General features: G+C 70.7%; 15 protein-coding genes. 9 read left to right on the top strand and 6 right to left on the bottom strand.

Features of this window, described 5'->3' with window-relative positions; all coding sequences use genetic code 11:
- Nucleotides 1–112: 112 nt before the first annotated feature.
- The 4 genes from ACIHAD_RS34390 to ACIHAD_RS34375 are packed head-to-tail and all read left to right on the top strand — an operon-like array spanning nucleotide 113 to nucleotide 1,663.
- Entirely contained in the window at nucleotides 113–460 is a 348-nt protein-coding gene (locus ACIHAD_RS34390) for a hypothetical protein (RefSeq protein ID WP_397358877.1), read from the top strand.
- Nucleotides 457–831, top strand: coding sequence for a rhodanese-like domain-containing protein (locus ACIHAD_RS34385; RefSeq protein ID WP_397358876.1), 375 nt, complete (start codon nucleotides 457–459; stop codon nucleotides 829–831). Before ACIHAD_RS34390 ends, ACIHAD_RS34385 begins: the two co-directional genes overlap by 4 nt.
- The gene (locus ACIHAD_RS34380) at nucleotides 828–1,289 is read left to right on the top strand and encodes a MerR family transcriptional regulator (protein ID WP_397358875.1); all 462 of its coding nucleotides are present in this window, start codon (nucleotides 828–830) and stop codon (nucleotides 1,287–1,289) included. The genes ACIHAD_RS34385 and ACIHAD_RS34380 overlap by 4 nt, the downstream gene beginning before the upstream one ends.
- A gap of 5 nt (nucleotides 1,290–1,294) precedes the next feature.
- On the top strand, nucleotides 1,295–1,663 hold the full coding sequence (locus tag ACIHAD_RS34375; RefSeq protein WP_397358874.1) for a hypothetical protein: 369 nt from the start codon (nucleotides 1,295–1,297) through the stop codon (nucleotides 1,661–1,663).
- Between the two features lie 248 nt (nucleotides 1,664–1,911).
- On the opposite strand, the gene ACIHAD_RS34370 is transcribed toward ACIHAD_RS34375, so the two are convergent.
- Both ACIHAD_RS34370 and ACIHAD_RS34365 read right to left on the bottom strand, forming a co-directional pair.
- A complete protein-coding gene (locus tag ACIHAD_RS34370; RefSeq protein ID WP_397358873.1) occupies nucleotides 1,912–2,463 on the bottom strand; it encodes an EF-hand domain-containing protein in 552 nt (183 codons plus the stop codon).
- A gap of 113 nt (nucleotides 2,464–2,576) precedes the next feature.
- Nucleotides 2,577–4,886: a molybdopterin-dependent oxidoreductase gene (locus ACIHAD_RS34365; protein WP_397358872.1), complete on the bottom strand. Its 2,310-nt coding sequence runs from the start codon at nucleotides 4,884–4,886 to the stop codon at nucleotides 2,577–2,579.
- 107 nt (nucleotides 4,887–4,993) lie between these two features.
- Here ACIHAD_RS34365 and ACIHAD_RS34360 point away from each other — a divergent pair, with 107 nt between their 5' ends.
- From ACIHAD_RS34360 to ACIHAD_RS34345, 4 genes are all read left to right on the top strand, one after another.
- Nucleotides 4,994–5,479 carry a protein kinase gene (locus tag ACIHAD_RS34360; protein ID WP_397358871.1) on the top strand — a complete coding sequence of 162 codons (486 nt, stop codon included), beginning with the start codon at nucleotides 4,994–4,996 and terminating at the stop codon, nucleotides 5,477–5,479.
- Between the two features lie 215 nt (nucleotides 5,480–5,694).
- Nucleotides 5,695–5,943 carry a hypothetical protein gene (locus ACIHAD_RS34355; protein ID WP_397358870.1) on the top strand — a complete coding sequence of 83 codons (249 nt, stop codon included), beginning with the start codon at nucleotides 5,695–5,697 and terminating at the stop codon, nucleotides 5,941–5,943.
- A gap of 3 nt (nucleotides 5,944–5,946) precedes the next feature.
- Nucleotides 5,947–6,390, top strand: coding sequence for a hypothetical protein (locus ACIHAD_RS34350; protein ID WP_397358869.1), 444 nt, complete (start codon nucleotides 5,947–5,949; stop codon nucleotides 6,388–6,390).
- Nucleotide 6,391: 1 nt separating this feature from the next.
- The gene (locus tag ACIHAD_RS34345; RefSeq protein WP_397358868.1) at nucleotides 6,392–7,180 is read left to right on the top strand and encodes a nitrilase-related carbon-nitrogen hydrolase; all 789 of its coding nucleotides are present in this window, start codon (nucleotides 6,392–6,394) and stop codon (nucleotides 7,178–7,180) included.
- Here the strand turns inward: ACIHAD_RS34345 and ACIHAD_RS34340 are convergent.
- Genes ACIHAD_RS34340 through ACIHAD_RS34330 form a run of 3 tightly spaced genes read right to left on the bottom strand, consistent with a single transcriptional unit; the run spans nucleotide 7,122 to nucleotide 9,666 of the window.
- Nucleotides 7,122–7,928: an ABC transporter permease gene (locus ACIHAD_RS34340; protein ID WP_397358867.1), complete on the bottom strand. Its 807-nt coding sequence runs from the start codon at nucleotides 7,926–7,928 to the stop codon at nucleotides 7,122–7,124. The genes ACIHAD_RS34345 and ACIHAD_RS34340 overlap by 59 nt on opposite strands.
- Complete coding sequence (locus ACIHAD_RS34335; RefSeq protein WP_397358866.1) at nucleotides 7,925–8,701, bottom strand: ABC transporter permease; 777 nt, start codon at nucleotides 8,699–8,701, stop codon at nucleotides 7,925–7,927. The genes ACIHAD_RS34340 and ACIHAD_RS34335 overlap by 4 nt, the downstream gene beginning before the upstream one ends.
- On the bottom strand, nucleotides 8,698–9,666 hold the full coding sequence (locus tag ACIHAD_RS34330) for an ABC transporter substrate-binding protein (RefSeq protein WP_397358865.1): 969 nt from the start codon (nucleotides 9,664–9,666) through the stop codon (nucleotides 8,698–8,700). Before ACIHAD_RS34330 ends, ACIHAD_RS34335 begins: the two co-directional genes overlap by 4 nt.
- Nucleotides 9,667–9,988: 322 nt before the next feature.
- On the opposite strand from ACIHAD_RS34330, the gene ACIHAD_RS34325 reads away from it, so the two are divergent.
- Nucleotides 9,989–11,422: a sensor histidine kinase gene (locus tag ACIHAD_RS34325; RefSeq protein ID WP_397358864.1), complete on the top strand. Its 1,434-nt coding sequence runs from the start codon at nucleotides 9,989–9,991 to the stop codon at nucleotides 11,420–11,422.
- Between the two features lie 39 nt (nucleotides 11,423–11,461).
- Here ACIHAD_RS34325 and ACIHAD_RS34320 read toward each other — a convergent pair whose 3' ends face one another.
- Nucleotides 11,462–12,256 carry a hypothetical protein gene (locus tag ACIHAD_RS34320; RefSeq protein WP_397358863.1) on the bottom strand — a complete coding sequence of 265 codons (795 nt, stop codon included), beginning with the start codon at nucleotides 12,254–12,256 and terminating at the stop codon, nucleotides 11,462–11,464.
- Nucleotides 12,257–12,280: the final 24 nt, after the last annotated feature.

Below are 12,280 nucleotides of genomic sequence, written 5' to 3'. Positions count from 1 at the left end.
CCGTCACCGCTCGGGCCCGGCATCGATGTTGACGTACTGTGGGACCACACGGGGCTACAGCACCTGCTAGGGGCTTGCATTCGACACCTAGGTACAGGTTTACCGTCGAGGTATGACACAGAACGTTGCCCTTGACCTGGGATGGGCCCCTTCCGCCTGCACGCTGCCCACCGCCGAGCAGCCGCTGCGTGTGGCCGAGTTCGACGCCTTGTTCGCCGAGGCGGTGCAGGGCGTGGCACGGCCCGAGCACACCCGGCTGCGGCTGGAGCTCGTCTTCGGCCCGGACAACGCCGCCCGTGCGGCAGAGCTGGCCGCGCGGGAGAACGGCTGCTGCTCCTTCTTCACCTTCACTCTCGCCATCGCCGACGGCAGCCTGGCACTGGAGGTGACGGTCCCGGCCGAGCACGTCGACGTGCTGGACGCACTGGAGGGCCGCGCGGGCGCCGCGGTCTCCCGTTGAGTCCGGAGACGATGGTGAACCACCGCATCAGCCGCCAGGACCTGCTCGCACTCCTGGAGGCTGGGACCGTACAACTGGTGGAGGCGCTGCCGGCCGACGCCTTCGCCGCCGAGCACCCGCCCGGCGTCCGCAACGTGCCCGGCCAGGTGTCCGCCGAGCTGGCCGCGCAGGTCGCCCCCGATCGGGTGGCCCCGGTGGTGGTCTACTGCTCGGGCCCGTACTGCAACCGCTCCAAGATCGCCGCCGCTGCGTTCGCCCGGCTCGGCTACGCCGACGTGCGTGTCTACGCCGGAGGCAAACAGGACTGGGCCGAGGCCGGGCCGGCCTTCGACGGCAGCCGCGCGAGCGCCGGGGTGGGGCGGCCGGCGTGAGACAGCACATCGCACTCCAGGACTCAGGCGGGCCATACCTGCGCAGCGGACAGGTGGCCGAGCAGGCCGGGGTCAACCTGCAGACGCTGCGCTACTACGAGCGCCGCGGGCTGATCGCCGAACCAGCGCGCAGCCCGGGCGGGCACCGCGCCTACCCGCCCGAGGCCGTCACCCTGCTGACGGTCATCAAAGCGGCGCAGCGGCTCGGCTTCACCCTGGAGGCGGTGGCCGAGCCGATCGACACCGGCCGGCGCGGTCACCCCACCCCGGACCTGCGCGAGCGCGCCCAGGAAAAGATCGCTGAGGTGGACGCGCGGATCGCCGACCTGACCACCATCCGGAGCGCGCTCAGCGCGGTGGTCAGCGCCGGTTGCGACAGCCTGGCCCACTGCACCTGCCTCGACTGCCCGCTGCCGTTTGCGGACCTGGCCACGAGCCGTACCCCCGAGGAGAACTGACCACAGTGAGCACTCACCATGACCATCGCGCCCCCGCCGGGCCCGTCCCGGTGATCCTTTCTGCTCCCGGCCGACAGCCTGGAGCGGCGGGCGACCCGGACACCGACGGCGGCGGGCCACCGCTACGCAGCAAGGTCACCGCGGCCCTGGCCGTACTGGCGTGCGCCGCCTGCTGCGCGTTGCTAATCGGCGCCGGACTTCTCACGGGCGCCGGCGCCGCGCTGACCGAACAGACACTGCTGGCCGCCTCCGGGCTCCTGGTCGCCGCCGCGGCGATCATGTGGTGGCTGCACCGCCGCCGCACCTCGCGCGGGGTCGGCGGGGCCGCTGCGGCCGGAAGCTGCGGATGCGGCGGGAACAGCTGCGGATGCTGAATACCTGCCACGCCGCGCCATGACGACTGACCGGTGAATCGCCGGCGACGACGGGGAGCTGGGCCCAAGGTCCGTTGTCCATGTGCACAGGTGCACGATCCGTTGCCGCTCTATTGGCGCAGGCGCGCGCGAACGGCGTGCACGTGCACACTGCGCCAGCGCTCACTGACTGGCCGCCCGGCCGTGACCGGATGCAACTTTTTTCCACAGGATCAGGCGTCGCAGGTCTCGGGCCGCATCATGGGCCGTCAGTCGGCGACCCTGCCGAACAGGTGGTTGGCGGGAGCGTCCGGGTCGTTGCCGTAGAAGAACTCCGTGACCGCCTGATGGAATTCGGCGCGGTCCAGCACACCGGAGCCGTCTCGGTCCAAAGCGGCGAAGACCGCGGCGCAGTCCTCGCCGGGAACGCCGCCGACCGAGTCGAACATCTGCTGGAACTCCGCCTGGTCGATCTTGCCGTCTCCGTTGAGGTCGGCGAGGTCGAAGAAGCAGTCGGTCACCGGCTCGATCTGTTCCGGGTACAGGGCGGGGTCGGTCAGGGCCCGCCTGAACCCTTCGGTCATCTCCTGCAGATCGACCTTCCCGTCACCGTCGTGATCCATCGGGGCGATCACGTTCGTCCAGAACATGTCCATGCTCCCGGTGAGCAGGCGGGCGGTCTCGGAGTCCGGCGCGGCGCCGCGGGCGGCGATGTAACGCTCGCTCATCATCCGGACGTCCCGCTGGGTGATGAACCCGTCGCCGTCGACATCGGCGCCCCTGAACCACCGGCCGTACTTGAGGTTTTGAAGTGCAGTCACGGTTACGTAAAGTATTCGATCGATTACGATGAACGCAAGCGGCCGGAGCCGGCCTGGTACGCGCCGGACGATGTGCAGCGGAAACGCGCTCGAAGCGGCAGCAGGCTTTCGTGTCACTGTTCGAGGTGTGGTGGGGTGAAGGCGAGCACATCGGGATGTGGGCCGCCGTAGGGCTCAACGTCGACCAGCGCGCTGAGAGCACTCGGTCCTTGGGACAGGGTCGAGCACGGCCGATCCGCCGTGAGGACATTGGGGTTGCCGTGGCGGTCCAATGTTCCGCTCACGCCTGGCTGGACCGGATCCCACCACGCTCCGGTGGACAGTTGTACGACGCCTGGCATGACGTCGTCCGACAGGACCGCGCCCGCCAGACAGCTACCGCGGTCGTTGTGGACACGTACGATCATGCCGTTCTCGATGCCGCGCGACGCGGCATCCAACGGATTGATCGTCACGGGCTCACGGCCACGGATCTTTGAACTGAGGCTGTGGCCACCGTTGTCGTACTGGCTGTGCAGGCGTGAGGCGGGCTGATTCGAGATCAGATGCAGCGGGAATCGGCCCGACGGATCGGCGCCGAGCCACTCCACTGGTTCGAACCACATCGGATGCCCGGCACAGTCGTCGTAGCCGAATGAGTCGATCTCCTCGGAGAAGATCTCGATCCGGCCCGACGGCGTCGGCAGGGGGAAACGCTGCGGATCCGAGCGGAGCGCCTCGAAGCTGCCGGGAAACGGTCCGGTCAACTTCGGCAGCTCAGCGGTGGAGCTGTGCCAGAAGTCGTCGAAGCTCGGCAGGGCGGCATCGTCGCCGAGTTTGTCCCTCGTCTGCTCGTACAGGTGTCGGACCCATTCGATCTCGGAGCGCGACTGCGTGAACTCCTGCTCGTATCCGAGCCGGGAGGCCAAGGCGGTGAAGATGTGATGGTCGGTGCGTGACTCTCCCGCCAGCTCGCGGACCTTGGGCATCGCGACGAGGTGCGGATCTGAGAATCCGGCGGCGAAGTCGTCGCGCTCCAAGCTGGTGGCGACAGGGAGGACGATGTCCGCGAACTTGGCCGTGGTGTTCCACCAGGCTTCGTGAACCACCACCGTGTCAGGGGTCTGCCAGGCTCGGGCCAGCCGATGGAGATCCTGGTGGTGGTGGAACGGGTTCCCACCGCACCAGTAGATCAGGCGAAGCTCCGGCAACGTGAGGCGCCGGCCGTCGTAGTCGATGGTCTTGCCCGGATGCAGCAGGGTGTCGGCGATCCTTGCGACAGGGATGAAGTCCGGGACAGGGTTGGAAACCCCGGGTATCCCAGCCACGCTGGGGCGGCCTCGGGCAACGCCGGTCGCGTCCATCGTCGCGTAACCTGCTCCCCAGCCACAGCCTGGCCGACCCATCGAGCCCGCTATGGCGGCCAGCACGACAGACATCCAGATCGGCTGTTCGCCGTGGTCTGCCCGCTGCACCGCGTAGTTGACCATGATGAGAGAACGTTGCGCGGTAAGGCGGCGAGCGAGGTCGATGATCGCCTCGCGACTGATACCCGTGATCCTCGCTGCCCAGGCAGCGTCCTTGGGGACGCCGTCGAGCTCGCCGGTCACGTAGGAGGCGAAGCGGTCGAACCCGACGCAGCACCGGCGAAGGAAGTCCTCATCGTGCCACCCGTTGACCAGCATCGTGTGGGCGATGCCGAGCATCGCGGCGGTGTCGGTGTTGGGGATGACGGGCAGCCACTCGGCGTCGAGGAAGCCGGTGACGTCGCTGCGAATGGGGCTGACGTTCACGAACCGCACCCCGGCCGCGCGGCACTGTCGCTGCAGGTTCTGCGTCTGGTGCCTGGCCAGCCCACCAGGGTTGATCTGGCTGTTCTTGAGGGCCAGCCCGCCGAACGCCACCACAAGCTCACAGTTGTCGGCTATCTCGTCCCACATCGGCATCCGGGATTGGTAGCTCCACGGATGCCCGCCGATCACATGGGGGAGGATGACCTCCAACGCCGCAGTGCTGTAGGTGTTGCGAGAGTCGGTGTATCCTCCGCCCAGCGCCAGGAAACGGTGGAGTTGACTCTGCGCGTTGTGGAACACGCCCGCGCTCGCCCAGCCGTAGGACCCGCCGAACACCGCGCTGTCTTCGTGCTGTGAACGCACTCGACGGAGTTCATCGCTCACCAGCGCGATCGCGTCGTCCCAGCTCACCTCCACGAAGGCGTCCGCGCCTCTGACCATGTCGTGGATGCGCGGCTCGCCGTTGAGCCAGCCCTTGCGCACCGCGGGGCGCAACACGCGAGCGCTATCGTCGGCGGCTGTCACCATTCCGGGGCCGATGGGCGACGGCGCGGGGTCATCGCCCCTCGGCTCAATTCGCACTAACCGCCCGGACTCGACCACCGCGATGAAACTGCCCCAGTGCGTCGCAACCGACATGCGTCGTTCCACCGTGCACCAACTCCATCCCTGAAGTTCCCCGTGCTTTCGACCAGCGGTTGCTCACGTCGCAGGGGCCTGCACCTCAGTCGACGGCCCGCAGGACGGAGACTTCCCCCATGCCCTGCTGCCCAACCCCGCCGGTGCGCACCGGCTCGTTCGGCGATCTCCTGCCCGTGGCCGCCTGCGGTGCGTCTCGCGCACCCGGTGACCCGGAGAGGGTCGGGGCGTACTGGGTGGCCGGGCGGCTCGGTGAGGGCGGCCAGGGAGTGGTGTACGAGGCCTACGACGCCGACGGCCGGAGGGTCGCCGTCAAGGTGTTGCGAGGGGCGCTCGGCGATCGGGTGGACAAGGAGATCCGTGCCGCGCAGCAGGTGGCCTCGTTCTGCACCGCCAAGCTGTTGCACGCCGACACGGAGGCCGAGCCCGCCTACCTGGTCAGCGAGTACGTCGAGGGGCCGAGCCTGCGGCAGGACGTCCGAGAGGGCGGCGCGTTCGAGGGAGATCGGCTGCGCAGGCCGGCGATCGCCGTCGCGACCGCGCTGACCGCGATCCACGAGGCGGGCGTGATCCACCGGGATCTCAAGCCTGACACGTGCTGCTGAGCCCGGACGGTCCCGGCCAGTGTCCTAAACGCGCCCGCGGCGGAGAAGACGGCCAGGGCCATGAGGTGACTCACTCCAGCCAGCAGCACACGCTCCACCACCATGGCCGACGCCGTACGACGTCACGGCCCCAGCTACCACCAATGCTCCCAATCGACAGGACCCGGTCACAGCAGCATGCGGAAGGCGCCGCCGCACAGGGCGGTCATGACGACGTGGCGGCCAGCTCCGCTTCCACCAGGGAGACGATCATCGCGGCCCGGCTCGACGCCGGCGCGGTCAGCGTCAACGACGCCGCGCTGACCGCGCTCGTCCACGAGGGCGAGAAGAACTCCTTCGGCCTGTCGGGGCTCGGCGGCTCACGCATGGGCGCCGCCTCGATCGGCCGGTTCCTGCGCCGCAGGGCGTACCTGATCAACTGGTCAGGGGCCGCAGACCCCTGGTGGCACCCGAGGAAGGGATAGAGCATGGGACTGCGCGCCGAGATGCCACTGCTGGCCCGCCACGAGGGCGAGTGGGCCGGCGAGTACGTGCACGTCGACAAGGACGGCGCCGTGATCGACCGGCACCACGTCGAGATGACCTGCGCGATCGTCGGCGACACCGGCTACCACCAGACCAACCGCTACCGCTGGGACGACGGCCGCACCGAGGTGCACGAGTTCCCCGGCACGTACCTGGGCGGCGGCCGGTGCGCCTTCGACACCGAACGGCTGAGCGGCCAGTTCTGGGAGCTCGACGACAACACCATCTACCTGACCTGGCGCTTCAAGGCCGAAGGCGACGACCTGCGGCTGTTCGAGCTGATCGTGCTGAGCGCGGACGGCGACTCCCGCAGCCGTACCTGGCAGTGGATCAGGAACGGCGAGTGCGTCCGGCGCACCCTCATCGACGAGCGCCGGACGGCCTGACATGACCGCCTGCACCGCCCTGGCGCTCCAGATCCAGGCCAGGGCCGTCACCGACCGCGCCGACCTGGCCGCCGCCGTCGAACGCGTCGGCGCGCGCGTCGGCGGCAGCAAGGCGTGGCTCGGCCCCGCGCTGCGGCTGGTGGTGCTGCCGGAGTACGTCCTGACCGGCTTCCCCGCCCGGCAGGGCCCGGCCGAGTGGCGCGAGAAGGCCGCCCTCGACGTGGACGGGCCCGAGTACCTGGCGCTGGGCGCGATCGCCGCGGCGAACGACGTGTTCCTCTGCGTGAACGCCTACGAGCGCGACGAGCACTTCCCCGGCCGGTACTTCCAGGCGTGCGTGATCCTGTCCCCGGCGGGGGAGGCGGTGTTGCGCTACCGGCGGCTGCACTCGATGTTCACGCCCACGCCGTACGACGTGTGGGAGTGCTACCTCGACCGCTACGGCCTCGGCGGCGTGCTGCCGGTCGCGCGCACCGAAATCGGGAACCTGGCGGCGCTCGCCTCGGAGGAGATTCTGGTGCCCGAACTGGCCAGGGCGCCGGCCCTGCGCGGCGCGGAGGTGTTCTGCGACCCGACCTCCGAGGCGTACTCGCCGGGCCTGACCCCCAAGGCCGTGGCCCGCCGCGCACGACGTCGAACGGCCCGGCGAGCTGGCCGAGGCCCCGGACCGCGCGTTCTACACCGCCCGGCAGCACGAGGTCATCGAACGGCTGCACGGCCGGGAGTGAACGTCAGGCGCGGGCGTAGCGGCGCAGCAGCCCCCGCTCGGCCGTCAGGAAGACCGAGTTGAGCGCCACGCCCAGCACACCCAGCAGCACGATCCCGGCCCACATGGCCGGGATGTCGAACTGGCTCTGCGCCTCCAGCAGGCGGTGGCCGATGCCCTCGCTGCTGCCGTAGAGCTCGGAGATCACCATCATGATCAGCGCCAGCGAGACGCTGAGCCGCAGGCCCGCCAGGATCTTCGGCGCGGCGGCGGGCAGGACGACGTGGAACAGGCGGGTGGCCGCCGACAGGCGGAAGACCTGGCCGGTGTCGAGGTAGCCGCGGTCGACGTGGCGGCCCCCGTCCATCGAGTTGATCAGTACGGGCCACACGACCCCGTACACGATCGAGGCGAGCTGCATCGGGGTGCCGATCTTGAACAGCAGCAGGAACACCGGCAGCAGCGCCGCGGGCGGCACCGAACGGCCGAGGTGCAGCAGCGGCTCGGCCAGCGCCGCCAGCCAGGCCACGCGGCCCAGGGCCAGGCCGAGCGCGACCCCCGCCACCGCCGCCAGCGCCCACCCCGCCACCAGCCGCCCCAGGCTGGGCAGCAGGTCGGCGACCGCCTCGTCGGTCAGGAACAGCCGGCCCGGCGAGCCGGAGAACCACATCTCGCGCAGCCGCGTCAGGATCGTGCTGGGCGGCGGGAAGTAGACGGCCCCCGCCCGCCGGGCGACCAGCTCCCACAACACCGCCACCACGGGCAGCAGCCAGTGGCGGCGCGCCCACCGCCGGATGCCCGCCGCGACCCCGCCCGGCCCGGACCGGGTCACGCCGCGACCTGCGCGCGGGCGTGGTGCCAGCGGAACAGGCGCCGCTCGGCCGTCGTGACCAGCAGGTTGGCCGCCAGCCCGAGCAGGCCCGCCCACAACGTGCCGGCCAGCACCCGGTCGACGTGGTTGGCGCTGCCGGCCTGGAGCAGGAACGTGCCGATGCCGTCGCCGCCCGCGATGAGCTCCACGCTGACGGCGACGATGAGGGTGACCCCGACGGAGATCCGCACGCCGGTGACGACGAACGGCGCGGCACTCGGCAGCGAGACCCGCAGCACGACCGCCGGCGGGCCGAAGCCGAAGCTGCGCAGCGTCTCCTTGGCCTGCGGGTCGACGTCGGACAGGCCGTACATGGTGTTGACGAGCAGCGGCCAGCAGCAGGTGTAGACGATGAGCGAGGTCTTGGCGTCGGAGCTGTCGGGGAACAGGAACATGGCCAGCGGGATCAGCGACACCGACGGGATCGGCCGCAGGAACTCCACCAGCGGCCGCGCCGAGCGCTCCACCGCGGGCACCGTGCCGAGCAGCAGCCCGGCCGGCACCGCCAGCGCGATCGCGATCAGCAGGCCCGCCGCGCACGCGCCCAGCGTGGCCAGCACCTGCGCGCGGAACCCGCCGTCGGCCGCCAGCCCGGCCGCGGCGGCCAGGACGTCGGAGGTGTACGGCAGCACGCCCGGGTCGATGAGCCCCGCCCGCCCCGCGGCCTCGGTCAGGACGAGCACCCCGGCGACCCCCGCGACCCCGAGCACCAGCCGCCTGCCCCGCGTGATCATCCCAGGCCGGTCGCGATCTGCTGGGCGACGACCGGCCTGCTCTTCAGGTAGCCGTAGCCGACGAGCAGGTCGGCCAGCTTCTGGAAGCCCTCCAGGGGCGGCTCCATCGAGAAGGCGCCGAGCTTCATGGCGGCCGCGCTCGCCGCGTCGATCTGCGTGTACGTCGGGATGACCTCGTCGATCGCCCCGCGGTCGGCGGCGGCGATCTGTTGGGCCTCGGCCAGGGCCCGGTGGAAGGCGGCGGCGGTGCGGGGGTTCCTGGTCAGCCAGTCCTCGGACACGCCCCAGCCGTCGATCGGGATGCCCGCGGTCGGGCCCGACATGGTGTCGATCACCTCGGTGCCGCCCGCCTTCTTGGCCGCGGTCAGGAACGGCTCGACCAGCCAGGCGGCGTCGACCTTGCCCGAGGCCAGCGCGCCGAGCTGCTCGTTGAACGGCATCGCCACGTACTTGACGTCGTCGGGCGCGAGGCCGGTCTGCTGGAGGTGGGCGTTGGTGACCGTCTGGCCCAGCGCCTTGAGCACGTTGACCGCGATCGTGCGGCCCTTGAGGTCGGTGGCGGACCTGACCGGCGACCCCTTGGGCACGACGACGCCCGCGACGCCGGGCGCGGACTCCTGGCTGTGCTGGAACAGCTTGAGCCTGGCCGCGCCGGAATCGTTGATGGACAGCAGCGAGACATAGGACGTCAGGAACGCGTCCATGCTGCCGTTCAGTATTTTCGGCATGACCGCCTGAGGGGCCTGGATGATCTCCGTTTTGACGGTCAGGCCCTCGGCCTTGAACAAGCCGCGTTTCTCGGCGATGAACAGCGGCGCCGCCGACGGCACCGGCACCACGCCGACGAGGAGCTGGGTCTTCTCCAGCCCGCCGGAACCGCTGGTGGCGGTGGGGGCCGCGGCGCCGCCGCAGGCCGCGAGGCCCGCGACGAGGGCCAGCGCGGCGGTTGCGTGTGCGATCTTCACGAGGCTCTCTCCTGACTGCCGGCGCGTTTCCTGGCCGGGCAATGCGAGAATCGCGGCACGCGCACGGACAAACGCGGGCCCGAATCGCACGATCCCCCCGACGCATTCGGCACCACCGGAACCCCCGCTGCCACGAATGGCGATCGTACAGCAGGAGCCGCTACCGCCGCCATGAAACAAACGCGGCATTTATCCGAATAGCCTTACTGTCGGTATAAGTTGCGGTAAATCGGTAATCCGCGCATATTTCTGGCCATTGTGGGATCAATTCTCGACCGCCGCGCCCGCCGCCACGGAGTCATTGCCGCTCCTTGGACGTGCGATGAGACCCGGGTTGAGAGCATGTGGGCGGCAGGACCCGGGCGAGACCGGTGAGGGGGTGGGGGCCCTGCGGCCGCTTCGGCTCTCGGTCCAGGCGCGGCTCATCCTGGCCACCGCCGTGTTGTCGCTCATCGTCTGCGCGGCCGTCGGCGCCGCCCTCGACCTGCTGATCCGCGAGAGGATCCGGCAGGACGTCTTCGCCGACACCCAGCGCGCCACCACCGAATGGATCGGCTCGATGGGCACCGCCTTCCCGCCCCCGGTCACGACCTCGTACGTCGACCTCCTCCAACTCGTGGACGCCCGCGGCCACGTGGTCGCGGCCAGCCGCGCCGCCTCCGGCAGGCCGCCCATCAGCACCCTTTGGCCCGCCTCCGACAACCGCATCCGGCACGGCGTGGCCTGCGGGCGGGGCGAGTGCGTGATGTTCACCGCCACCAGGCCCTCGCCGCAGGAGGAGCAGTTCCTGTGGCACGGCGCGCCCCACGTCGTCTACGCCGCACGGACGGAGCCGGCCCTCCTGGCCACCCACCGCCTGGAGCAGATCATCACCGCCGGGGGCCTGGCCGTCAGCGCGCTGCTCACCTGGATCGCCGCGTTCCTGATCGGGCGTACGCTGCGGCCGGTCGAGGCGATGCGGGCCCGGCTGGCCGAGATCACCGTCACCGACCTGAGCATGCGGGTGCCCGAGCCGCCCGGCGACGACGCGGTCGCCCAGCTCGCCCGCACCGCCAACAGCACGCTGGCGCGCCTGGAGGAGGCCGTCGAGCAGCAGCGCAACTTCTCCTCCATGGTCTCCCACGAGCTGCGCACGCCGCTGACCGGCCTGCGCGTCCGGCTGGAGGAGGCCCTGACCTACCCCGACGTCGACGCCCGCGCCGCCCTGCGCGACGCGCTGTCCACGGCCGACCGGTTCCAGGCGATCATCGAGGAGATGCTGCTGCTGGCCCGCGTCCGCACGGCGCCCCCGGGCGACCGGGAGCCGGTGCGGCTGGGCGAGCTGGTCCGGGAGGAGGTCGCGAGCCGGCGGGCGGGGGCGCTGATCCGGGTGGACGTCGCCGAGGATCTCCCGGTGCTCGGCAACCGCGTCCAGCTCGGGGAGGTGCTGACGAACCTGCTGGTCAACGCCCAGCGGCACACCCGTACGGTGGTCGAGGTCCGGGTGGAGCGCCGCGACGGCCAGGCGGTGGTCTCCGTCCGCGACGACGGCTCCGGCGTCGTGCCCGAGGATCGCGAGCGGGTCTTCCAGCCCTTCGTACGCCTGCCCGAGGGACGCCGGCGCGACCCCGGGGGCAGCGGCCTCGGCCTGGCCATCTCCCGCGCCATCGCCCGCGCCCACCAGGGCGACCTGGACATCGAGGACTTCCCGGACGGCCCCCGGTTCGTCCTGCGCCTCCCGCTGCCCGCGCCCGGACCGGACGGCCCGCCGCCCTGAGCAGCGCCGCCCGCCGCCTCGCGCGTCCTCAGGACGCGGTCACTGGCACTTGCCCTTCAGCCACGAGCTGAACTCCGCCGTGTAGTCGGTGGCCACCCGCTTGGCCCCGCTCGCGAGCGCCGACTTCCACACGTTCTGGTTCAGGGTCCAGGAGGGCGGCGGCTCCTCCCACTTGGTCACCTCCGGCCAGATCGGGCCGCCGGTCAGCACCTGGCTCAGGCCCGCGGCGGTCACGCGGCTCTTGAGCTCGGCGGCGATCGCGCTGTCGTGCGAGTACAGGATGATCTCCTGTGACCGGTAGTTCTCCTTGACCGGGTCGAGCACCTCCTTCCACGCCTGCGCCTTGATCGTGGCGTTGGAGCTGAGCAGCGACTGGCGGGCCTCGGTCTTGACCTCGACCAGCCCGATCATGCCGGCCGACCTCATCGCGGCCAGCCACTCGCGGAAGGTGTAGACCGTCTCGCCCTTGAACAGGCCGCGCACGATCGTCCGGCCCTTGAGCGCGGTGTCGCCCGCCGCCCACCAGATCTCGGTGATGTTCTTCTTCGTGCCCGACAGGCCCCACGTCGAGGTGTTGTGCCACATGACGGCCTTGGTGCCGTCCTTGGTGAGCTGGAGGTCGGCCTCGACGCCGGAGGCGCCCCAGCCCTTGTAACGCCGTACGGCGGTGGGGTTGTTGGGCTGGCGCACCTGGTCCCGCTCCCAGGCGTCGGCGCCGGTGGGGTAGCCGCCGTGCCCGAAGATCTGCGGGCAGGCGGGCAGCGCGGCGGACGGAGAGGTGAGCAGGGAGGCCAGCGTCAAGGCGGCGAGGGAGCCGGCGAGGGGGACTGCCAAGGCACGCACCTTTCGATCTTGTGG

It is taken from the genome of Nonomuraea sp. NPDC052265 (assembly GCF_044547985.1).
GTDB lineage: Bacteria > Actinomycetota > Actinomycetes > Streptosporangiales > Streptosporangiaceae > Nonomuraea.
This window is presented reverse-complemented; position numbering and strand designations above follow the sequence as displayed.